Genomic DNA, 22,257 nt, shown 5'->3' with positions numbered 1-22,257 from the left:
GAGGAGATGATCGTGAGCTCGTTCGGCAAGCGGCGACGCGGCGGCAGTCGCCGGGGCAAACCGATGCCAGCGCCCTATGCCTCGGTCGCGGGGTTCAGCGAGCACAACACCGGCACGGCACGACGTAAGGACAGGTCCCGACCCCGCGGCTCGGCGAAATCGGCTCGGCCGCAACCGACACCGGATCGGCCACAGCGCACCCGCGGCGAGCGCTTCCGACGGCTACTGCTCGCCCTGTTCATCATCTTTGTCGCGATGCCGTCCCTGCTGTTCGTGCTGGTCTACTGGAGCGCGGAAATCCCGGATCCCGATGCGGTGCAGACCAATCAGATCGCCACCATCCTCGCCGCCGACGGAACCACGGTGATCGCGAAGGTCGTTCCGCCGGATGGCAATCGGATTCCGGTACCGCTGTCGGAGGTGCCGAAACCGGTGCGCACTGCGGTGCTCTCGGCCGAGGACCGCAACTTCTATACCAATCCCGGCTACTCGGCCAGCGGATTCCTGCGCGCCGCCCGGGACAATCTGCTCGGCAGAGAGGATGCGGGCGGCGGCTCCACCATTACTCAGCAGTATGTGAAGAATACCTTTCTCGGCTCCGAACGCACCCTGACCAGGAAGATGCGCGAGCTGATCATCGCCGCCAAAATGGCGCGGCAGTGGAGCAAGGACGACATCCTCGCCGCCTACCTCAACACCATCTATTACGGGCGCGGCGCCTATGGGATCTCGGCGGCCGCTAAGGCTTATTTCAACAAGTCGGTGCCGGAACTGACGCTCGCCGAAGGTGCGGTGCTGGCCGCGGTCATCCGTACCCCATCGATTTTGGATCCGGAAACCCACCTCTCCGATCTGACCACGCGCTGGAAGTACGTGCTCGACGGCATGGTCGAGATGGGCGCGCTCGCACCGGGCAATCGGGATGCGACGGTATTTCCGCAGATCGTCCCAATTACCGAAATCCCGGACGTCACCGAGGCTCGCGGCCCGGAGGGCCTGATCCGCTCCCAGGTGCTGCGGGAACTGCGCAACGCCGGCATCAGCGAGCGGGAACTGAATACCGGGGCATTGCAGATCACCTCCACCATCGATGCCAAGGCCCAGCAGTCCGCACTCGACGCGATCCACGATCGCCTCGGCCCGCAGCCGCCGGAACTGCGCAGCGCGGTGGTTTCGGTCGACCCGCGTTCCGGCGCGGTGCGCGCCTATTACGGCGGCGCCGACGGTATCGGCTTCGATTTCGCGCAGGCGCCACTGCAGACCGGCTCCGCCTTCAAGGTCTTCGCGGTGATCGCGGCACTGCAGCAGAACATTCCGCTCACCCGGGTGCTCGACAGTTCACCGGTGACCGATCACGGCACCAGGATCACCAATGCAGACGGCGAATCATGCGGCAAATGCACCATGGCCGAGGCATTGAAGCGCTCGCTGAACACCAGCTTCTATCGACTGACGATGTCGATGTTCGACGGACCGAAGGCCATTGCCGATGCCGCCCATCAGTCCGGAATCCCCGAAGAGATTCCGGGCGTTGCCGGTAAGGCGCTGACCGAGGACGGCGGGCGACCGCTCAACGGAATCGTGCTCGGCCAGTACCTGGTTCGCCCCATCGATATGGCCTCGGCTTATGCGACGATCGCCGATTCCGGTGTCTATCACCAGCCCTACTTCGTGCAGCGGGTGGTCGCGGGCGACGGCCGGGTGCTGCTGGATCGCGGCGTTCCCGACCAACAGGTCGGCAGGCAACTCCCGGTCGGCCAGCAGCGCATTCCGCGCAGTATCGCCGACAGCACCGCCGAAGCCATGATCCCGATCGCCGCATATTCAAACGGGCACAGCCTGTCCGGCGGTCGGCCCTCGGCCGCCAAGACCGGCACCACCCAACTCGGTGAGTCGAAAGCGAATAAAGACGCGTGGATGATCGGTTTCACTCCGTCGCTGTCCACGGCGGTCTGGGTCGGTACCGAACAGTCCCAGCCGATCGAAACCGCGCGCGGCACCGATATCTACGGCTCCGGCCTGCCCGCCGATATCTGGAAGCAGGTGATGGACGGTGCACTCGACGGCACGCCGATCGAGCAGTTCCCGGCCGCATCGCCGAGCAGCCAGCCGAGTGTGAGCAGCAAACCCTCCGGCGGCAGCTACGACATCCTGAATCCGCCGTCCAGCACCTCCACCTCCACCTCCACCTCCACCTCCACCTCCACCTCCGCCCCCGCACCGGTCATCGTCATCCCACCCGCCCCGCAGCAGCCCAAAGAAGTCGAAATCTTCCCCGGACTCAGCATTCCGCTGCCCGGCTGAATCTTTGGCTGTGTCTGATTGCGGCGCCGCGTGTTCGCGGCCCCCTGCTGTCTCGCGACTGCCCCTTTCGAGCGACCTGCAAGCAGTCGCTAGCGGCGCCGTCGAGACTCGAGACTTCGTCGCATGCGCTTCGACGACTCCGACGCGAGCCGGGCCGCGAACTCCTCGCTCGTAAGACTCGCTCCGCGGGGTTGCGCTGGAGCTGTCGACTTGCTCGTGTTCAGTTCGCTATGAATGTCCGTCGACTGGGGCCATGGGAACGGATGACGTGGCAGCATCGTTTGCCAGAGTGAGGTGAGCGCGCCGGAACCGTAACCAGGCCGACGCCGACATCGCGAGATCGATGAGGAAGGATAAGCGCTCGGGCGACGATACGCGGCGCGAGCGTCAGGCCCGGAAGTAGCTTTCGTGGCCACGGGGACCCGGAGCGCCGCCAATTGGAGACAGACTAGACATAGGGGCACGCCGGTGGATTTCAATGTCGTTGAACGTCCCGAGACGCTCGTGGCGGGCACAGTGCTGCGCAGCCCGGCGCTCGCGGTCGAGGGACCGCGCCGCGCCAAGGTCGAAGAGGCGTGGAAACGCAATCTGGCCCGCACGTTGCCAGGCCCGCCGACGACCGCGTATGTGGACCACGCGCCGGAGATCAACTCCTACCTGACACATATCGTCGGCTACCGCTGCCACACCCTCTCGGATCTGCTACCGGGCGATGTGCTGGCACGGGTGCCCGCGGGCCGGTTCGCCCGGTTCACCCTCAGCGGCGACAATCTCGGCGACACCATCGTGACCATCTGGCGCGCGGTGTGGGATGCGGAGGCCGCCGGACGATTGGTGCGCGGCTATACCGGTGACGTGGAACATTATCCGGACGCGCGCACGGCCGAGGTATTCGTGGCGCTGGCAGACGAACCGGTCGACGGTTAGGAAGACAGCTGTGGACTTCGAAATTGTCACATTGGACGCAAGCCTGGTCGCCGGACTCACCGTCCCGCTGGCCGGACGCGAGGTGACCGCCCGCGACCTGGACCTGGTGAACTTCACCTGGGACCGCTATCTGGCGCGGGAGAAGAATGTGCCGCGGGTCGCGGCCTATATCGGCCAGAACGATCACGCCGTCGCGATTCTGGGCTACGAGATCGCCGAGATGGATGATATGGATGCCGGTGATGTGCTCACCCGTGTCCCGGCCGGGCGCTACGCGAGATTCGTTGTCTCCGATAAGCCCTATGATCTGCTGCGCACCGCATGGGCACAGGTCCGCAAGGCCGAGAGCGCCGGCACCATCACCCGCTCGCACACTGCGGAAATCGAGCGGTACACCGGGCCCACCTCGGTGGAGGTCTACGTCTCGCTCGACTGATGCGCTCGACCACGATTGAGGTCCGGGCACACGAAAGTTCGTGACCCGGACCTGAATCGCAACTACTCACCACAACCACAGGTTTCGAGGGAAGCGAGATCGAGCATGCGCCGCTCGCGGCCCGGCTTGCGTCCGAGCCGGCGGCGCGGCCATCAAACACAGCCGAGTGGCCGAAGCGCATACGACTCCAGTCGTATGTCTCGGCCGCTCGGACGCAAGCCACTAGGGGGCCGCGAACACGCAGCGCCGCAGGCGCTGCAAATTAAACACTGTCGATGATGAATGCTTCCAGCTGAGCACGCGCGATGTCGTCCGCCAGCTGCTTCGGCGGGGACTTCATCAGGTAGGCCGAGGCCGGGAGGACGGGGCCGCCGATGCCACGGTCCTTGGCGATCTTCGCGGCGCGCACCGCGTCGATGATGATGCCCGCAGAGTTCGGCGAATCCCACACCTCGAGCTTGTACTCCAGGTTCAGCGGCACATCACCGAAGGCGCGACCTTCGAGGCGCACGTAAGCCCACTTGCGGTCGTCGAGCCAGCCGACGTGATCGGACGGGCCGATGTGCACATCGTTGGCGCCCAGTTCCTTCTTCAGGTTGCTGGTGACGGCCTGGGTCTTGGAAATCTTCTTCGACTCCAGGCGCTCGCGCTCGAGCATGTTCTTGAAGTCCATATTGCCGCCGACGTTCAGCTGCATGGTGCGGTCGAGCTGTACGCCGCGGTCCTCGAACAGCTTGGCCATCACGCGGTGGGTGATGGTGGCGCCGACCTGGCTCTTGATGTCGTCACCGACGATGGGAACGCCTGCCTTGGTGAACTTTTCGGCCCACACCGGATCGGAGGCGATGAACACCGGCAGCGCGTTGACGAAGGCGACGCCCGCGTCGATGGCGCACTGGGCGTAGAACTTATCCGCCTCTTCCGAGCCGACGGGCAGGTAGGAGACCAGGACGTCGACCTTGTTGTCCTTCAGCACCTGCACGACGTCGACCGGCTTGGCCTCGGACAGCTCGATGGTCTCGGCGTAGTACTTGCCGATACCGTCCAGCGTCGGACCGCGCTGCACGACGACGTCGCTCGGCGGTACGTCGGAGATCTTGATGGTGTTGTTCTCGCTGGCGAAGATCGCCTCGGCCAGGTCGAAGCCGACCTTCTTGGCGTCGACGTCGAACGCGGCGACGAATTTCACATCGCGCACGTGGTATCGACCGAACTTGACGTGCATGAGGCCGGGGACGGTGGAGGTCTCGTCCGCGTCCTTGTAGTACTGCACGCCCTGGACCAGCGAGGAAGCGCAGTTACCCACGCCGACGATGGCGACGCGGACTTCGGTGGCGTTTTCAGCCCTGTTGACTTCACTCATGGCCGATATTTCCCTCTTTCTGTGGTGCCGCCTTCGTCGATTGCTCCGCCGCAATCAACTCGTTGAGCCAGCGCACTTCGCGCTCGCTTGATTCCAGACCGAGCTGGTGCAGCTGGCGGGTATAGCGATCCAGCGAGCCACTGGCCTTCTTGATCGCCTCCCGTAGACCCTCTCGGCGCTCCTCGACCTGCCGTCGCCTGCCCTCCAGAATCCGCATCCGCGCTTCCGCGGGGGTGCGGCTGAAAAATGCCAGGTGGACGCCGAAGCCGTCGTCGGTGTAGTTCTGCGGTCCGGTATCGGCGAGCAGTTCGGTGAAACGCTCACGCCCGACCGCAGTCAGTTGATAGACCCGTCGCGCGCGACGGGTGACGCCCGCGATGTTCTCCTCGGCGATCAGCCCATCGGTCTGCATGCGACGCAGCGTCGGATAGAGCGACCCGTAGGAGAAGGCCCGAAACGGCCCGAGCAAACCGGTCAGCCGCTTGCGCAGCTCGTATCCGTGCATGGGCGCTTCGAGGAGCAGCCCGAGGATTGCCAGCTCGAGCATCGGGCTTCACCCCCTGACTGTGTGCAGACCTAACCGATGGATGCGATTTTCCACTATATCGGAGCGATATAAACGTGCATAGTGGTCTGCGATACAAAGCACGGTCTGCGCAGGTAGCGGCTGGTCCGACGGTGGAACGGACCAGGGCCGTCCCACCGTCGGTGAGCTATCGCTAGTCGATACCGAATGGCGCGGCGTAGCGAACCGTGCCGCTCGGAAGCGGGCGCGCCGGATCAAGCGTCAGTGCCATCAACGCCTCATCCGGCACCTCGATACTCAGACCGATGCCGTACTCGGATGCCTTCCCGAAGCCGAAGCGCGGGTAATAGGTCGGATGCCCGAGCACGATGACGAATGCCTCGCCCAAGTGCGCCGCCGCCGCGAGCACGGCCCGGATCGCGACGCCACCCGCACCGGACTTCTGATATTCGGGCAGCACCGCGCACGGTCCGAGACACAGCGCGGGCGTGGTGTCGATGTGGCAGCGGGTCAGCAGCGCGTGGCCGACGGGAGTGTCGTCCGGCAGCGTGCTGACGATGGACAGTCCGTCCAGCCAGGCCGGGTCGGCACGCAGCGCGTCGACCAGATCCGCCTCATCGACGCGCTCGAAGGCGGCCTGGTTGATCGCGTGGATCGCGGGAATATCGGCATCGGTTTCGACGCGCGTGCGCCAATCGATGGGGAAATTCAACTCGGATTCTCCGTATTCGTATGGTTCAGGCCCGTTTTCGGACACGGCACCACCGTCACGCGAACCGCATGGCTCGCGGCACGAACGCCGGACGAAGAGAGATCAGACCGGGACCTGGGACAACTGAACAGCCCGGACGTCGTGCGGGACGGCGGTCTGCGGCGCGGTCATCCCGCCCCACCTCCTCGGGGTGTACATCGGGTCGAATACGAACGAGCAACGCTAGCGCGCCCAGTTGCCGGCGGACCAGCGAATTACGGTCATAGCGGGTGATCAGCGGCTGGGTGGGAAGACCTGCAGAGGCTCCCCGGTTACCGTCGCTCTCAGATAACCCGACGCACCCGCTTGGTTACTCGCGTAGATCGCGACCGTGGGGTCCGAATCGCTGCGGCCACCGGCCGGGAATTCGATCGAGGCGTGCGTGATGACGCCGCCCGGTGTCTTGATCGACTGCGGCGCACCGGCCAGCAGCCCGGCGATCGCACGCACATCGACGCTCGCGAGATCGAAAGTGCGCACATCGGCCTTGCGGCCATTATTTGTGCTGTAGTCGTGGAAGCGGCCGTCAAAGCGATATCTGACGGTCACGGTCGGATCCGCCCTCGATTGCCGCTCGAAGAGCGCGTAGTCGGGAAACAGGGTGACCTCGTCGACCTTCGTATCGCCGAATTCGGCGCGATATTCGGCGATGACGTACGCGAGGCCAGTACCAGTGGTGAGCACCGGCACATGTTCGGACCACCCGAACGTTGCGGACCCGCCCGGCGCGCAGCTCGCGATGCCGCCCGCGGCGGCACCGACGACCGCCGCACCGGCGATGCATACCACGGGCGCGAGCCAACGCCGCGGTCGACGACGATCGACTCGAATCACCGGGGCATCCACCATGTTTCGCGGAATCTGCAGATCGCCGATCAGCTCGTCCAGCTCACCGAATGCCTTGGCGCGCATTGCCTTCGCGGTGCGCTCGGTGTGCTCGTCAGTGGTGAGCTGACCATCGGCCAGCGCCGCGTCGAGCAGTCCGCAGACATCGGCTCGATCGGTATCGCGGGCCCGGATTCCGCCATAGCGCGTCGTCGCCATCAACCATCACCCTTTGAACGGCCAGGCGCGAACAATCTGCCCCGCCGGAGTGAGCAGGATGTACCCGGATTCGTTGAATTGGTTGCCGGCGAAGATGCGCACGATCGTCGCCCCCCTCGCGATGCCATCGGAGCTATAGCTGCCGCTGGCGTCGACCGCTACGTCTATATGCGTGACAACTCCGTTCGGCACCTTCAACGTGGCGGGCGCGGTTGCCACCACGCCGGACACCGCGGCGACGTCCAGTTGCGCCAGATCGGCGGCGGGTGTATCGGTCTTGCGGCTGACAGCGGCACCACTTTGCGCGAATCCGCCTCGAAAGTCGTAGCGGACCTGCCGATTCGGCTGACCAGGCACCGCGCGCGCGACAGTGGCGTAATCGCTGAACAGCGTCAGCTCATCGGCCTGGAGATCACCGAACTTCTCCCGGTATTTGTCCAGGAAGTGCGTAAGGCCCTCGCGGGTGAGCAGATTCGGCGTCGCCACCACGACCGGTTGCACCGCACCGAGATCGGGCGCGGCGGCGCCGACGGGTGCGGCGGGTGGCGCATCCGGCGTCGCGGCGCCGCTGGTCAGCACGAAAGCGGCGACAGCGGCACCGACCGAGGCGGCGGTCACACCGATCACATACCAGCGTCGGCGATTCGATCGAGGTGGCGTCGGCGGCAGCGGGGCATCGGTCGGCCGTTGCACGTCATCGACCAGGTCGGCCAAATCGCCGAGTGTCTTGGCTCCTTGCGCCAATTCGCCGAGGGTCTGATGCTCCTCCTCAGTGAGCTGACCGTCCCGGCGGGCGCTGTCGAGTAGCTGTCCGGTGGTGTCGCGATCGGCGTCGCTGGCGCGGGTGTGATCGGGATAACGGCCCGTGAATCCGGCGCGGCGCAACGGGTTTCGCGGCGCTGCCGGCGCACCAGATACCAGATCGCGCACAGCCGAAGGAATCTGGAGATCGCGAGTGAGACGGTCGAGGTCGGCGATGGTCTTGCCGGTCTCGGCCTGGGCGGTACGATCGCGATATTCATCGGCGCTGAGCTGCCCTTCGGCGTACGCCGCATCCAGCACACTGGACGCATTGGCGCGGTCGAGGTCACGCGCGCGCATACGTCCGGATGCTGCCGTCGACCGCCCGGATGTAGCGGGAGACACAGAAGAATCGTAGTTCGCCGATGCCGGTAACGCCCCAGTTCAGTAATGAATACCGGTCGGTCGATCCCGCACAGCCCAGCGCGGCCCACGCGCGGCACCGCTACTCTGGTTCTCGTGCGAATTCAGCGACAGGTGGTCGACTACGCTCTGCGGCGTCGTTCGCTGCTCGCTGACGTCTATGCGGGACGTGTCGATGTCGCCGAGGTTTGTGATGCCAATCCCTACCTTTTACGTGCGGCGAAGTTCCACGGTCGGGGGAGCGAGGTCACATGCCCCATCTGTCGAAAAGAGCAGTTGACGCTCGTATCGTGGGTCTACGGCGACGGCCTCGGCCCGATGTCGGGTTCGGCTCGCACACCAGAGGAATTGATACGCCTCGCCGAGACTCGCGAAGAGTTCTCGGTCCATGTCGTCGAGGTATGCCGGAGCTGCAGCTGGAATCATCTGGTGCAGTCCTATGTGCTCGGTACCGCTCCGTCGCCGACGCGGCGGCGCACCGGCACCAGGGCCAACCGGCGCTCCGCAGCCGAATGATGTGCCAGGTCATCTGCCCGTCGGGTGACACGCGCAGCGTCGACACGTCCGCCGCGGCGATAATAGCCGCATCGCGCCCCGCAGACCGTTACGAGTTATGGAGATCTTGTCAGTGAATTCGCCCTACGAGACTTCCCCCTACGGCGATGAACCGCACGGCGGCCGGACTCAGCGAAGTTCACCTCAGCCTCCGAATCCGTATCCCGGTCAGCGACCGGCCGGACCACCGCCCGGTCGGCCGGGTCCCGGTGGTCCGCGGCCACCGCAGGGCGGCGGCTATCCCGGTGAGCCGCGAGGTCCGCAGCCGCCGCGCCGGCCGGGTCCGCAGCCACAGGGGCGTCCGCCGCAGGGCAGGCCACTACCCAACAACGCACCGGCCGGCGCGCAGTCCACGCAGAAGATCGAGCGCCCGAATCGACAGCCCGGTTCGCGGACCGACGCCGGCGCCGAACGCAACCGCCGCTCTGGCCCGCCCACCGGTCCCCGTCCGGCCAGCCCGCGGCCCGGCCAGGATCGACCAGGCCAGGATCGTCCCGGCCCCCGGCGCCCCAATAGCTCCGGTTCCAGCACCGGCGAGCGCCGTGCGACCGCGAGCGCGCCGCCCTCAGGACCGCCGCCGCGCCGCAACGGCGGCAACGGTGGCTCCGGCGGACCGGGCGGTCGCCGTCCGGGCGCGAAGAAGAAATCGCCGTGGCGGATCGTGCGCCGGGTGAGCTATGTCCTGCTCGCCCTGGCCATCGTGGTGCCGAGCGCGGTCTTCCTGATCGCCTACACCACGGTTTCGGTACCCCAACCGGGTGACCTCAAAACCAACCAGGTCGCGACCATCCTCGCCAGCGACGGCACCTCGGTGATCAGCAAGGTCGTGCCGCCGGAGGGCAACCGCACCGACGTCACCATCGACCAGATTCCGCCGCATGTGCGCAATGCGGTAATCGCGGCCGAGGACCGGGACTTCTACACCAACCCGGGCTTCTCGGTCTCCGGCTTCATGCGCGCCGCCCGGGATCAAGCCCTCGGCAAGGAGAGCGCGGGCGGTGGTTCCACGATTACCCAGCAGTACGTGAAGAACGCGCTGGTGGGCGACGAACACTCGCTGACCCGCAAGATGCACGAGCTGGTCATCTCGGCGAAGATGGCGCGCCAGTGGAGCAAGGACGAAATCCTCGCCGCCTACCTCAACACCATCTACTTCGGTCGCGGTGCGTACGGCATCGACGCCGCTGCCAAGGCTTACTTCGCCAAGCCGGTCTCGGAGCTGACCGTTGCCGAGGGCGCGGTGCTTGCCGCCACCATCCAGCAGCCCTCCGGCCTGGATCCGGAGAAGAATCCCGAGGGCGCGAAGTTCCGCTGGAACTATGTGCTCGACGGCATGGTCGACGGCGGCAACCTGAAGGCCGAAGACCGTAAGGCCCAGCAGTTCCCGCAGGTGGTCCCGGTGGCGACCACCAAGGACAAGAGCCTGGACGGCGGGCCCGAGGGGCTGATCAAGACCCAGGTGCTCAAGGAGTTGGCGGCCGCGGGCATCAGCGAACAGCAGCTCAATACCGCGGGTCTGTCGATCACCACCACGATCGATCCGAAGGCACAGCAGGCCGCTGTCGACGCCGCGCAGAAGAAGATGCAGGGCGAGCCGGAACAGCTGCGCACCGCGGTGGTCTCGGTGGATCCGAAGACCGGGGCGGTGCGCGCCTACTACGGCGGCGACGACGGTCAGGGCTACGACTTCGCCAATGCCGGTCTGCAGCCAGGATCCTCGTTCAAGGTCTTCGGTCTTGCGCAGAACCTGGAATTGGGCAAACCGCTGTCGGAGATGTACGACAGTTCGCCGATCACCGTGAACGGCATCAAGATCACGAACGTCGAAGGCGCAGAGTGCGGCACCTGCACCATCGCCGAAGCGCTCAAGCGTTCGCTGAACACCAGCTTCTACCGCATGGAGCTGGACATGCAGAACGGTCCGCAGAAGATCGCCGATATGGCGCACAACCTCGGCATCCCGCAAACCATTCCGGGTGTCGGCAAGAGTCTGGTCGAGCCGGATGGCTCCCCGCCGAACAACGGCATCGTGCTCGGTCAGTACCAGGCCAGGGTGCTCGATATGGCCTCCGCCTACGCGACTCTGGCCGCCTCTGGCGTCTACCACGCACCGCACTTCATCACCAAGGTGGTGAGCGCTGACGGTCAGGTGCTGCTCGACCGCGGTGAGGTGGCCGGTGAACGGCGGGTCTCGGCGGCGGTCGCCGACAATGTCACCGACGCGATGAAGCCGATCGCTGCATGGTCGCGCAATCACAACCTGGCCAACGGCCGCGAGTCGGCGACCAAGACCGGTACCGCCCAGCTGCTCGACACCGGCGAGAACAAGGATGCGTGGATGGTCGGCTACACGCCATCGCTGTCCACCGCAGTGTGGGTCGGTTCCATCGATAACTCGCCGCTGCGCAACTACAGCGGGGGCATGATCTATGGCTCCGGTCTGCCGTCGGACATCTGGAAGGCCACCATGGACGGTGCCTTGGAGGGCACCCCCAAGGAAACCTTCCCGAAGCCGTCCCCGATCAAGGGCCAAGCCGGTGTGCCCGCCTGGTCCGCACCGTTCACCCCGCAGTCGACCACGGTGGAGGCGCCGCTGCTGCCGCCGATCCAGATCGTCCCGAACACCATCGACACCCCGTTCGGACCGATCCAGATCCCCGGCGTGCAGCCGCAGACCCAGCAGCGCCAACCGCAACAACAACAACAGCAGCAGCAGCAGTCGGATTCGACGCCGCTACCGGGGCAGCCGACGGCGAACCCTGACGGATCGATACCCTCCGCCACCGGGTCACCGCAATCCGGCGGTAATGGGAATGGCCATGGCAACGGCAACGGCAACGGCAACGGCAACGGCGGTCAACCGACACGCACCCGGTAGCCTCGGATGCCGAGATAGCGGAAACCTCTGGACAGCACGCTGCGGCTGTCCAGAGGTTTCCGCGGACTGGCTCTTGTCAGCGCGGCGCTCGTCGGAGCTCACCGTATAGCGGTTGCATTCAGACCGGCAGGCCGCACCGAATGCGACGCACACCGAACCACCACCCCTACTCGATCCGCACGCCGTATTGTGCGGCAGGTAGCCTCGGGTGGCGTGACCGATCAGCAACTGGTGGATAGCGCGCCACATTCCAGCGAGGCACACTATGTCGCGCCCGCGCCGCTGGCACCGGATCTGCGCTCGGCCGACGGCCGAGATCGGCCCAGCCGCAACGATTCCCTGGCCGCGCAGCTGAGCTCGGTCGTCGGCGGCCCGGTCGGTGACCATGCGCTCATCGGCCGGGTCCGGTTCTGGACGCCGATGCGGGTGCTGCTCGCCTTCGCGCTGGTCTTCCTGGCGCTCGGCTGGGCGAGCAAGGCGGGCTGCATCCAGCAGACGACCGCGGCCGACGGTTCGCTCACCCTCGACTGGAACAATGGCCGCCAGTACATCGCCATGTGCTACTCGGATACGGTGCCGCTCTACGGCGCGGAGCGTTTGAACGAGGGCGCCTTCCCGTACAAGAAGGAGTGGACCGAGCAGACCCCGGACGGCGGCCGGGAGACCAGGTACATGGAGTATCCGGTGCTGTCCGGGCTCTACCAGTACGCGGCGATGCAGGTCGCCAAGACCTGGGATGCCTCCCCGCTGCCCGGTGCGCTGCAGGTGGTGATCTACTTCAATGTGGTGGCGGTCGGTCTGGCCCTCGCCTGGCTGGTCACCGTGTGGGGCTCGGCGCAACTGGCGGGACGGCGGATCTGGGATGCCGCGCTGGTCGCCTGTTCACCCCTGGTGATCGTGCACGCGTTCACCAATTTCGACGCGCTGGCAACGGCTTTCGCCGCCACCGGCCTGCTCGCTTGGGCCCGCCGACGGCCACTGCTCGCGGGCACGCTGCTCGGCCTCGGCGGCGCGGCCAAGCTCTATCCACTACTGTTGCTCGGGCCGATCGTGGTGTTGTGCCTGCGCGCCGACCCACTCCAGCGGGTGCCGAGCGCGTGGCTCGGACTCCGGCGCAGCGATATCAACAGCGGGCGCACCGCGCTGACCTGGCTGCGGGAAACCCCGGATCGCATACAGTTTCTCAGCGCCCGACCGCTCGGCGCGGCCGCTGTGACCGTCGCGGCGACGGCGGTCACCTGGCTGGTGGTGAACCTGCCGATCGCACTGCTTTATCCCAAAGGTTGGCGGGAGTTCTTCCGGCTCAACACTACTCGGCATGCCGATCCGGATTCCATCTACAACGTCATCACCTCGTTCACCGGCTGGGCCGGATTCGACGGCGAGATCGGACACGGCGACGCGCCGACCATCCTGAATCTGGTGTCGCTGCTGGTATTCGTCGCCGCCTGTGCGGCGATCGGCTATATCGCGCTCACCGCTCCGCGCCGACCGCGCCTGGCCCAGCTGTGCTTCTTGGTTGTCGCCGCCTTCCTGATCACCAATAAGGTGTGGAGCCCGCAGTATTCGCTGTGGCTGGTGCCGCTGGCCGTGCTCGCGCTGCCGCATCGCCGAATTCTGTTGGCGTGGATGACCATCGACGCACTGGTCTGGGTGCCGCGGATGTTCTACTACCTCGGCCTGGACCGCAAGGGGCTGCCCGAGCAATGGTTCACCGGCACCGTACTGTTGCGCGATATCGCGGTGCTGGCGCTGTGCGCCTTGATCATTCGGCAGATCTACCGACCGGAAGAGGATCTGGTCCGGCGCGATTTCGTCGACGATCCGATCGGCGGCATCGTCGATCGCGCGCCGGACCCGCTGCTGGCCTGGCTGCCGGAGGCGCTGCGGCCCAAGCCTGCCCCCCGCTAGCGACTGCTTGCAGGGCGCTCGAAGGGTCGGCGCGCGGTCAGCTGGTGCGCAGGTAGCGCGCCTGCCTGGCCGGTTCCCGCGGCAGCAGGTCCAGATCCAGCTGCCACGCGCTGCCGGTCCACGGATCGAACAGCGGGGTGCCGTCCACGGTCGGCAGATGACGGCAGGACTGTGCGAGCATCGCCACCGCGGGGTCGCTGGACTCGGATTCGTCCGTGCCGACGATCACCGTGGACAGCCCGATCAGGTCGCCGCGCACCAGCAGCGTCGCGATGCGCTGGGCATCCGCGGTCTGGTACCCGTGCGGGAAGTCCGCGGCGAGCAGTACCCGGTGCTCGGTCGGCGGCGTGAAATTCCCACTGGAATAGGCCAATTCGGCCAGGTCGGCGGCCTCGACCAGGGTCTGCAGCCGCGGTGAGATATCGCCGAAGTCGGTAATCGGCGGACCGTTCAGCACCGGGGTCAGCGGACCGACGAGCTGGCTGAACGCACCGGTCAGATCGATCATGTCGACCAGGGTGCGCCGTCCGGGATCGGCCGCGAGCAGCCGCGCGAGCACCGCTCCGACGACCGGAGTCGCAGCCGCGGAGGATTCGGTATCGATCCACAGCGGGCGGGTCAGCGGCACCGGCACACAGTACGGAATGCGCAGTGGCCCACGTTCATTCGCGTAGAGCTCGCCGAGCCGAATGCCGTCGCTCGGCGTCGGCTGTCCGTCCCAGGCGGGCGAATCCCAGGTCGCCAGCGACGGCGGCAGTTGCCGATCGGCGTCGGCGAGTTCGCGCATGAGCGCTTCGCTATCGCGCAGGTGGTTACCCTCCGCCGCGGCGATCAGATCGTCACAGCGACGCTGCGCGGTCTGCCTGGCTTCTTCGGCGGCGGGGGTGTTCCTGGTCGCCGGATCCGAAACCGCCACGGAGAGTTCCTGATCCAGCCGCTGCATGGCGTAATCACGTGCGGAGATGAGCGCGGCGGCCGAGCGCGCGGCATCCTCGAAGATCATCCACAGGCGTTCGAGTCCGTGCGCAACCTCGAGCGGCGCCGGGCCCGCGGCCCGGGAGGTGTCGGGACCGCTGATGGTGTCCTGACCACCCGCGGTGCCGACGGGATCGGCTTCCCGCAGATCGGCCACGCTGTGTTGTCCGGACTGCGGTGTCGCCGGTTCGTCGACCTCGACGCCGTGCGCGGTGAGCAGCACGGCAAGCCCACCCGCATAGCCCTGACCGACCGCGCGCAGTTTCCAGTCGGTTCCACGCCGATACACTTCGAGACAGATCAGCGCGGTTTCCCCCGCCGACGGATTGATCGCGAATTCCGCGGTAGCGACATCGTCCACGGCGAGTGCGGCGGTGACCGCACCGAGCCCACCCGACGGCACGGGCGCGGCCGGTTCGGCGCTGACCACCAACAGCACCGCCTTGGCGTCGGCGCGCACCTCGGCGAGCCGAATGGTGACGCTGTCCCCGGACAGCATCACCCCCGCGGTCTCGGTCTGGTTGTAGAACACGAAATCGCCGGTATCGAAGACCCGCAGGTTCTCCGCCACCACGAGCGCCGAAACATCCAGGGCAACCCCGGCTTTCGCGCTGAATTGAACGATATCGCCGGTCAGGACCAGGTTCTGACCGGCCTTCAGCTGAATCACGTTGTCCGCCCCGTTGTTTCGTGCATTGTATCTGTTAGAACGACCTGCGAGCAGTCGCTACGCCAGCTCAATTCCCCAGGAACCGGCCCAGCTGTGGGACCGCCTCACCGGGATGTTTGGCCTGGAAGCCTTCGCCGAGCGCCTGAAACTTCCAATCGTTGCCGACCCGGAACAGCTTGGCCATGGCCATCGCGGTGAACGGCATACCACCGGCGAGGGTATACCGAGCCAGCTCGGCATTGTTGGCGCCATCGACCAAGCGGCAGAACGCATTCTGGACCTGTTCAAAGGTATGGCCCTTGTAGGAGGTCACGATGAACACCAGCGTGCTGACATGTGCCGGGATACGGGTCAGGTCGACCAGGATCACCTCGTCGTCGCCCTCACCCTCACCGGTGAGGTTGTCGCCCTGGTGCCGGACCGAACCGTCCTTGGAGGTCAGCTGGCCGTAGTAGGCGACATCCACCACATTCATATCGGCGAACATCACCACCGACGCGTCGAGATCGACATCGACGGTCCGGTTACCGAACATGCCGCGGCTGCGCACCGGATCCCATCCCAGCCCCATCTTCACGAAGGTCAGCGCGGTGCCGCCCTCCTTGCGCAGGGTGACCCGCTGCCCCTTGACCAGGCTGACCGGACGATCCTTGCTCAGGCTGATCTCGCTGGGCTGCTGCTGCTGCGCGGCGGGCTGGGCGGGCGGCGGATAACCCTGGCCCGGTCCGGGCTGGGCAGGCGGCGGCGCGTAACCGCCAGGAGCGGGCGGCGGCGGATAACCCTGGCCGGGCGGTGGGTAGCCGGGTGCGCCCTGTGGATAGCCCTGCTGTGTCGGCGGGTACTGCGGCTGCTGCTGCGTCGGGTATGCGGGCTGGGGCGGCGGCGGGTAGCCCGGTCCGGGCTGGGCGGCTTGGGCTGGTTGGTAGGTCGGTGGCGGCGGGACCTGTGTCGCGGCCGGAGACTCGTCGACGGTGACACCGTGATCGGTGACCAGCGCAGCGAAACCACCCGCGTAGCCCTGGCCGACCGCGCGCACCTTCCACTCGCTCTGGCGTCGGTACAGCTCGAGTGCGATCACGATCGACTCGGTGTTCAAACCGTCGATGCGGTACTCGTACAACTGATTACCCGCCGAATCCGACACGAGCGCCGTCGGCGCGGGAAAGCGGCCGAAACTGCTGGTCGCGTCGTCCAGGGTGATCACCGCGCGGATCTGCGCGATGTCCGCGGGCACCGCATTCAGCGACACCGCCAGCGAGGCGGGCTGCCCGGCCGGTGCGGGCTGCAGATTCACCCCCGGGCCCGTGGGCTGATTGAAGAAGACGAAGTCCGCGTCGGAACGGACCTTCCCCGACTCGGTGACCAGCAGCGCGGACAGATCCGCCGGTGCGGTCAGTTGGACGGAGATCACCACGTCATTGGTGGCCAGCGGGCCATTCTGACCCTTGGCGAGTGTTGCGGACAAGTTCGACCCTTCGCTTGTCGGTGCGTACGGTGCCACTCTACGAGAAACGTGCCGAACACGATCCGAAGTGTCGGTCGCCGTGGCTCATTCGAGTGTTGCAAGATCGGTTAGGGTGGCGAAACGCGGTCGGAACGGTGGGCGATATACCCGTGTTCCCCTACCAGACAGCAGGCAAACCCCTATGGCGCAACTGTTCGAGCAGTCGAAAAAGGTGATCGAGGCACACCTCGCCGGATCGAGTATCCGCGCGATTTCCGGCTCGATGGTCGCCTACGAAGGAAATGTGCAGTTCAAGTCGGCCGGTTTCGGCGGCGGCGACGGCGTACTCGCCGGACTCAAGCGGCGTGCCACCGGCGAGAAACTGTCGTTGATGGAATGCAGCGGCAACGGCCGGGTCTTCTTCGCGGTCAACGGTCAGTACGTCAGCGTGGTGAATCTGAATAACGAGACGCTGCAGGTCGAATCGCAGCAGCTGCTGTGCTTCGGCGGAAACCTGCGCACCGATGTGCGTTTCGCTGGTCTGCGCGGTGCGTCATCGGGTGCCGGTCTGTTCACCACCACGGTGACCGGGCAGGGCCAGGTGGCACTGCTTTCGGCGGGTGGGCCGCTGATCCACCTGGAGGTTTCGCCGCAGTATCCGCTGATCGTGGATCCGGATGCCTTCGTGGCCTGTCGGGGCAATCTCAATCAGTCTTTCGTGACCGATGTTTCGTGGCGCACCTTCGTCGGCCAGGATGCCGGGGAGGCGTTCTCGCTGCGCTTCGACGGTCAGGGCCTGGTGTTGATCCAGCCGGCGGAACGATAAGGGGGCCAGCGATGTTCGAGAAGGTCAACAGTAAGGTCGTCAAAGTCGATGCCGGGATGGCGGGTGGTGTGGTCGCGCGCAACGGCGCGATGCTGTTCTACACCGGCGATATTTCCTTTGCACCGCACCAGATTCCAGGAGCGGCACCCGGTATGGGCGGTGGCGGCATCATGCGCATGGCCGGTCGGATGATGGCCGGTGAGCACGAGCGCACCATGCTGGCCACCGGCAATGGCGAGGTGCACTATGGGTTCGCCGGGCTGGAAGTGCATGTGGTGCAGATGCAGCCCGGTGCGGTGCTGCGTGTCGAGGCCTCGCGACTGCTGGCCAATACCGCCGGGCTGCAGAGTTCGATTGTGTCCGTGATGAGTTCGGGCGGCGGTGGCGGCGGTGGACTGATGGGTGCGCTGCGCGGTGCCGCCAGCGGTGCGCTTACCGGTCAGGGCATGTTCACCACGCAGCTGTCCGGACAGGGGGCGGCGGTGCTGCTCGCACATGGCGGATTCCTGGAGCTGCCGGTAGGTGGCCCGCTGGGTCCATCGGGGGGAAACCTCCCGACCTCCGGGCAGATCGTGGTGGATCCGCAGGCCTTCGTCGCTGCCTATGGCAATGTGCAGACCGAGTTGAAGACGGCGTTGAGCTGGCGCGATGCCGTCGGTCGCGGTTCCGGAGAGGCGATGCAATTGCATTGCTTCGGACAAGGTGTCGTGTATGTGCAGGCCTCGGAAGAGAAGTTGTGAATCATGACCGAAATTTTGAATCCGCTGAATCTCGGTGAGAGCGACAATATTCCGGGCAACAGCTACGCCTACTGCATCGACCTGAACAAACCGTGGTTCATGCGCAAGGGCGCGATGATCGCATACTACGGCGATATGCGGTTCCAGATGCTCACCCACGGATTGCCGGGCGACCTGCTGCATATGGTCTCGCAGCAGTTCTCCGCACCACTGTTCACCGGCGACTATGTGATCGCCGAGGGCCACGGCAAGCTGATCATCGGCGACCGCGGTTACGACATCAATTCCTATGACCTCGAGGACAATGGCAACCTCACCGTTCGCGCCGCCAATCTGCTCGCCTTCGAGCCGGGGCTGTCGCTGAATCAGTCCATCGTCCCCGGATTTCTCACCCTCATCGGCACCGGCAAATTCCTGGCCTCCTCCAATGGCCCGGTCATGTTCGCCGAGCCGCCGCTGCGGGTGGATCCGGAAGCCCTTGTCGGCTGGGCGGATTGCCCGTCGCCCAGTCATCACTACGACCAGCGTTGGATCACCGGCTTCCTGGCCAGCGGTGCGGCGCGCTTCGGAGTGAATTCCGGTGAGGAGCGCCAATTCGACTTCACCGGGGCCGGAACGGTTCTCATCCAATCCAGTGAGAAGATCCTCAGCGATTCCACGCTGGTCAGCACCATCGAGGGGCAACTGCAGAGCGGTATGAGCGTCGGCGGCCTGCAGCGGTTGCAGGGCGTCATCGCCCAGCAATTGGGCGCTCAGCAGCACGATTACTGAACCGGATGACCCGAGGATCATCCCCGAGGTACTCCTTTCGGCGGACTCGGCACGCCCGGATCGGCGAATAGCTTCCCAACAGCAGACATCATGTTGGGAGGCACTATGAGTATCGGACTCGTGATCGCGATCGTCGCGGTCATCGCGCTGGTGGTAAAGCGGTTCTATGGCGAACCGATGAACGCCCGCGACACCTTCGGCCCCCCGGTCGTCCTGTTGGCGATCGGCGGCTACAGCCTCACCAAGGTCGCCGACCTCAACGGCACTGATGTCATCTGGCTGATCATCAGCGGCGGCGTCGGCCTCGCCTTCGGCGCGCTGCGCGGCACCACGATCGGCATCTTCACCCGCGACGGCCATCTGTGGCAGCGCTATACCGTGCGGACCGTCATCGTCTGGGCCGTCTCGATGGTCGCGGGGTTCGCCATCAGTGCTCTCGGCACCAGCATGGGCATGCACCACGACGCCCGCCCCACCACCCTCTCCATCGGCATCAGCATGGTCGGCGAAATGCTGACCCTCGGATTGCGCGCGCTCTCCACCGGAGTCCCATTCGCCCCCGACAAGGGGACCTCCAGCTCCCTACTCGACCACTTCGCGCCCCGAGCAACGCCGCCACAATCCGCGCCGAAGCTCTCCTTCCCCACGAATCCGTCCTTACCCCGCCCGAACCACCCCAGCACCGAGTCGGAGCTCTATCCCCCCGCATCGAATCATCATTATCTCAACCAGCCCCACGCATCCGATCAGTCCGACCCCTACCCCGCCGCAGCCGATCCCCACCCCTACCAACCACCGGCTCTCGACCACTCCCCAACCCTCCGCGACGCCCTCGACTGGCTCAACCGCACCCGCAACCGCTGACCGGTCACGGCATTGCCCTCTCGTCGACCACCCGACGCGGGTCTGTCGGGTGCCGCCGTCAGGACTTCGACACCAGCCCGAAACGCTCCGCGAAGGCCCCCATTTCCGCCAAAGGGTCGGCTATGTGGCGTCCGGCGCGGCCTTGATGAACCAATTGATGATCTCCTCGCCCGCCAGAATTCCGGAGGCGCGGGTAATGGTGAGGTTGGGGTGGGTCCAGTTGAGTTGTTCGAGTTCGCCATGGCGCGGGCGGATGGCGGAGTCCGCGGCACGCAGCATCTCGGCGTCGAGTGCACCGTCACCCGCCGCGAGAGTCACCGCCGCGGCGGCGAGTTCGCCGCTTTCGACCAGGCGGCGGCGGACTTCGCGCACCGCGTGACTCTTACAGACGACCAGGGGCATCGTGTAGATCTTGCGGCCCTGCTGGGAAACCGACCAGCCACGCGGGCGGCACCAGGCATCCCATTCGGCAAGGAAGCCGTCGGGTACTTCCTTGGGCTGCACCACCACGTAGGTGAACAGATGATCGGCGACCCGGAATTTGGTAACCCAGGAATCATCGATGCGCGCACGCAGTTCGGTATTCACCTCCGACAGCGTCGCGCCACTCGCGCGCACCTGCGCGTCGATATCGATGCGCCAGCGCATATCCGGCACGCCGTCGACCAGGATGTTCCCGCCATTGCTCGTGATCGCGTACCGCCAAGGGGCGCCGGGCAATTGGATACGTTCGAACTGCTTGATGGTCCGAGTGGTAGTGGGGATGACGACGGCGGGCTCGGCCAGGGTCTGCATTCGCAAGGCGGCGGTGGTGGTCATGTACGACAGTGGCGCGCCCTCGAGGTGTTCCACACAGACCGTCGGCACGTCGGTGGCTGCGTGGAAAGCGTTGCGCGAGTAGATCATTGTCCGGTCGAGATCGGTAGCGATCAGCGCATGTCTTCGTAGTTTTCGCAAATGCATTACTGCTGCACATCCTTGATCAATCCCATACAGGAATAGGCCAGGTCGGGTACGACCTCGACCGGGACGCCGCGGGCCGCGGCGAGCAGACGGATATGCGCGTGTTCTGGTGCGTCCGCCGTACGCACCAGCACCCGCCACGGCAGCCGCCGCAGCAACACCCGAGTCGTTTCGCCGACTCCGGGTTTCACGAAATTTACGCTGGTGATGCCGTATTCCGCGCGCATCTTGTCGACCGAGGCCCAGCCGGTCCAGGTCGGTATCCGGTCGTCGGCGCGCACGGCGGCCAATTCGGCGGGTACGCGATCCCGGATCGCGTCGAAGGCGGCGGTCACGGTGTCGAGCAGGCGGCCGGATACATCGTCGGCTGCCAGCTCGCGGTAAAACTTCGCACCGTGGAAATCGCCGGGGCCGATCAGCGTGTCATTGAGCACGGTGCGCGAAATCAGTCCGGATACTGTCGAATTCAGGCAGGCGGAAGCGATCAGGAAGTCGTCTCGGGTGCCGTAGGTGCGCACACAATATCCTGGGTCGGCGAGCACGGCGAGCTCGTCATTGAATCGGGCACCGCCCGCGGCGTGGTAGGCGTCCAGCGCTTCGGTGAGTTCGCGCGTGATGGCACCCTTGCCGGTCCAGCCGTCCACGAATACCACCGACGCCGGATCATGGTGCCGGGCAAGATAATCCAGTGCGACGGTGTCGATACCACGATCACGCACGATGGATACCGCATAGTGCGGCACATCGAGACGGGCCCCGCGCGACCACAACCACCGCCGCATGAGAATCCCGACCGGCGTACCCGCCCGCGCCAGCGAGACCAGCACGATATCGGTACCACGTTCGGCGACAACGAGTTCCGACACCGTCGCCACGGCGAGCGCGAGCCGCTCGGCACTCTCGGCCAACACCTCGTCGAACAGCGAGCGATATGCCGCGTCGGGCTGATATTCGATCGGCAGCGATTCCGCATAATGCGCGGCACCGGATTGGATCCGGCGCTCCCGCTCGGCCACATCGGCCTCGAGGTCGAGGTCGGACAGGTCCTTCAGCAGCCAGGAAACTTCCTCGGCCGCATACGATCCGAAGGCGGGGCCGTGCAGCGGGATGGGCAGGTCCAAGGCCGATCGCGCAGACATATTCGA

Annotated in this window: 19 protein-coding genes; 10 read left to right on the top strand and 9 right to left on the bottom strand. The window is 65.8% G+C overall.

Annotation, left to right across the window (positions count from 1 at the left end):
• The first annotated feature begins 6 nt into the window (after window positions 1-6).
• From AB0L63_RS21940 to AB0L63_RS21930, 3 genes are all read left to right on the top strand, one after another.
• On the top strand, window positions 7-2,304 hold the full coding sequence (locus AB0L63_RS21940; protein ID WP_364503782.1) for a transglycosylase domain-containing protein: 2,298 nt from the start codon (window positions 7-9) through the stop codon (window positions 2,302-2,304).
• Between the two features lie 468 nt (window positions 2,305-2,772).
• Complete coding sequence (locus tag AB0L63_RS21935) at window positions 2,773-3,231, top strand: effector binding domain-containing protein (protein ID WP_364503779.1); 459 nt, start codon at window positions 2,773-2,775, stop codon at window positions 3,229-3,231.
• A gap of 10 nt (window positions 3,232-3,241) precedes the next feature.
• A complete protein-coding gene (locus AB0L63_RS21930; RefSeq protein WP_364503776.1) occupies window positions 3,242-3,667 on the top strand; it encodes a GyrI-like domain-containing protein in 426 nt (141 codons plus the stop codon).
• Window positions 3,668-3,929: 262 nt separating this feature from the next.
• On the opposite strand, the gene AB0L63_RS21925 is transcribed toward AB0L63_RS21930, so the two are convergent.
• The 5 genes from AB0L63_RS21925 to AB0L63_RS21905 form a co-directional block, all read right to left on the bottom strand.
• Complete coding sequence (locus AB0L63_RS21925) at window positions 3,930-5,030, bottom strand: inositol-3-phosphate synthase (RefSeq protein ID WP_364503774.1); 1,101 nt, start codon at window positions 5,028-5,030, stop codon at window positions 3,930-3,932.
• Entirely contained in the window at window positions 5,023-5,577 is a 555-nt protein-coding gene (locus AB0L63_RS21920; RefSeq protein WP_364503771.1) for a PadR family transcriptional regulator, read from the bottom strand. Before AB0L63_RS21920 ends, AB0L63_RS21925 begins: the two co-directional genes overlap by 8 nt.
• A gap of 172 nt (window positions 5,578-5,749) precedes the next feature.
• Window positions 5,750-6,268, bottom strand: a complete 519-nt coding sequence (locus AB0L63_RS21915; protein WP_364503768.1) for an N-acetyltransferase — start codon at window positions 6,266-6,268, stop codon at window positions 5,750-5,752.
• Between the two features lie 273 nt (window positions 6,269-6,541).
• Window positions 6,542-7,351 (bottom strand): DUF1707 domain-containing protein, encoded by an 810-nt coding sequence (locus AB0L63_RS21910; protein WP_364503766.1) that lies wholly within the window; start codon window positions 7,349-7,351, stop codon window positions 6,542-6,544.
• Window positions 7,352-7,357: 6 nt separating this feature from the next.
• The gene (locus AB0L63_RS21905; RefSeq protein ID WP_364503763.1) at window positions 7,358-8,452 is read right to left on the bottom strand and encodes a DUF1707 domain-containing protein; all 1,095 of its coding nucleotides are present in this window, start codon (window positions 8,450-8,452) and stop codon (window positions 7,358-7,360) included.
• A 159-nt stretch (window positions 8,453-8,611) separates the two neighbouring features.
• Between AB0L63_RS21905 and AB0L63_RS21900 the strand changes: the two genes are divergently transcribed.
• From AB0L63_RS21900 to AB0L63_RS21890, 3 genes are all read left to right on the top strand, one after another.
• On the top strand, window positions 8,612-9,031 hold the full coding sequence (locus AB0L63_RS21900) for a DUF5318 domain-containing protein (RefSeq protein ID WP_364503760.1): 420 nt from the start codon (window positions 8,612-8,614) through the stop codon (window positions 9,029-9,031).
• Window positions 9,032-9,728: 697 nt separating this feature from the next.
• Window positions 9,729-11,948 carry a transglycosylase domain-containing protein gene (locus AB0L63_RS21895; RefSeq protein ID WP_364503941.1) on the top strand — a complete coding sequence of 740 codons (2,220 nt, stop codon included), beginning with the start codon at window positions 9,729-9,731 and terminating at the stop codon, window positions 11,946-11,948.
• A gap of 213 nt (window positions 11,949-12,161) precedes the next feature.
• A complete protein-coding gene (locus tag AB0L63_RS21890) occupies window positions 12,162-13,859 on the top strand; it encodes a glycosyltransferase 87 family protein (RefSeq protein ID WP_364503757.1) in 1,698 nt (565 codons plus the stop codon).
• A 37-nt stretch (window positions 13,860-13,896) separates the two neighbouring features.
• Here the strand turns inward: AB0L63_RS21890 and AB0L63_RS21885 are convergent, their stop codons facing one another.
• Together AB0L63_RS21885 and AB0L63_RS21880 are read right to left on the bottom strand one after the other, a co-directional pair.
• The gene (locus AB0L63_RS21885; protein WP_364503754.1) at window positions 13,897-15,504 is read right to left on the bottom strand and encodes a TerD family protein; all 1,608 of its coding nucleotides are present in this window, start codon (window positions 15,502-15,504) and stop codon (window positions 13,897-13,899) included.
• Between the two features lie 67 nt (window positions 15,505-15,571).
• Window positions 15,572-16,969, bottom strand: a complete 1,398-nt coding sequence (locus AB0L63_RS21880; protein ID WP_364503751.1) for a TerD family protein — start codon at window positions 16,967-16,969, stop codon at window positions 15,572-15,574.
• A 181-nt stretch (window positions 16,970-17,150) separates the two neighbouring features.
• On the opposite strand from AB0L63_RS21880, the gene AB0L63_RS21875 reads away from it, so the two are divergent.
• From AB0L63_RS21875 to AB0L63_RS21860, 4 genes are all read left to right on the top strand, one after another.
• Complete coding sequence (locus AB0L63_RS21875) at window positions 17,151-17,774, top strand: AIM24 family protein (protein WP_364503748.1); 624 nt, start codon at window positions 17,151-17,153, stop codon at window positions 17,772-17,774.
• 11 nt (window positions 17,775-17,785) lie between these two features.
• Window positions 17,786-18,514, top strand: a complete 729-nt coding sequence (locus AB0L63_RS21870) for an AIM24 family protein (RefSeq protein WP_364503745.1) — start codon at window positions 17,786-17,788, stop codon at window positions 18,512-18,514.
• A gap of 3 nt (window positions 18,515-18,517) precedes the next feature.
• Window positions 18,518-19,285, top strand: coding sequence for an AIM24 family protein (locus AB0L63_RS21865; RefSeq protein WP_364503742.1), 768 nt, complete (start codon window positions 18,518-18,520; stop codon window positions 19,283-19,285).
• A gap of 105 nt (window positions 19,286-19,390) precedes the next feature.
• Window positions 19,391-20,149, top strand: coding sequence for a hypothetical protein (locus AB0L63_RS21860; protein ID WP_364503739.1), 759 nt, complete (start codon window positions 19,391-19,393; stop codon window positions 20,147-20,149).
• A gap of 120 nt (window positions 20,150-20,269) precedes the next feature.
• Here the strand turns inward: AB0L63_RS21860 and AB0L63_RS21855 are convergent, their stop codons facing one another.
• Window positions 20,270-21,112, bottom strand: a complete 843-nt coding sequence (locus AB0L63_RS21855; RefSeq protein ID WP_364503736.1) for an HAD family hydrolase — start codon at window positions 21,110-21,112, stop codon at window positions 20,270-20,272.
• A complete protein-coding gene (locus AB0L63_RS21850) occupies window positions 21,112-22,227 on the bottom strand; it encodes a cysteine protease StiP family protein (RefSeq protein ID WP_364503938.1) in 1,116 nt (371 codons plus the stop codon). Before AB0L63_RS21850 ends, AB0L63_RS21855 begins: the two co-directional genes overlap by 1 nt.
• Window positions 22,228-22,257 lie beyond the last annotated feature (30 nt).

Origin of the sequence: Nocardia sp. NPDC051990 (genome assembly GCF_040680755.1) — a bacterium.
GTDB lineage: Bacteria > Actinomycetota > Actinomycetes > Mycobacteriales > Mycobacteriaceae > Nocardia.
The sequence above is the reverse complement of the archived record's forward strand: the minus strand, read 5'-3'. Positions and strand labels throughout refer to the sequence as shown.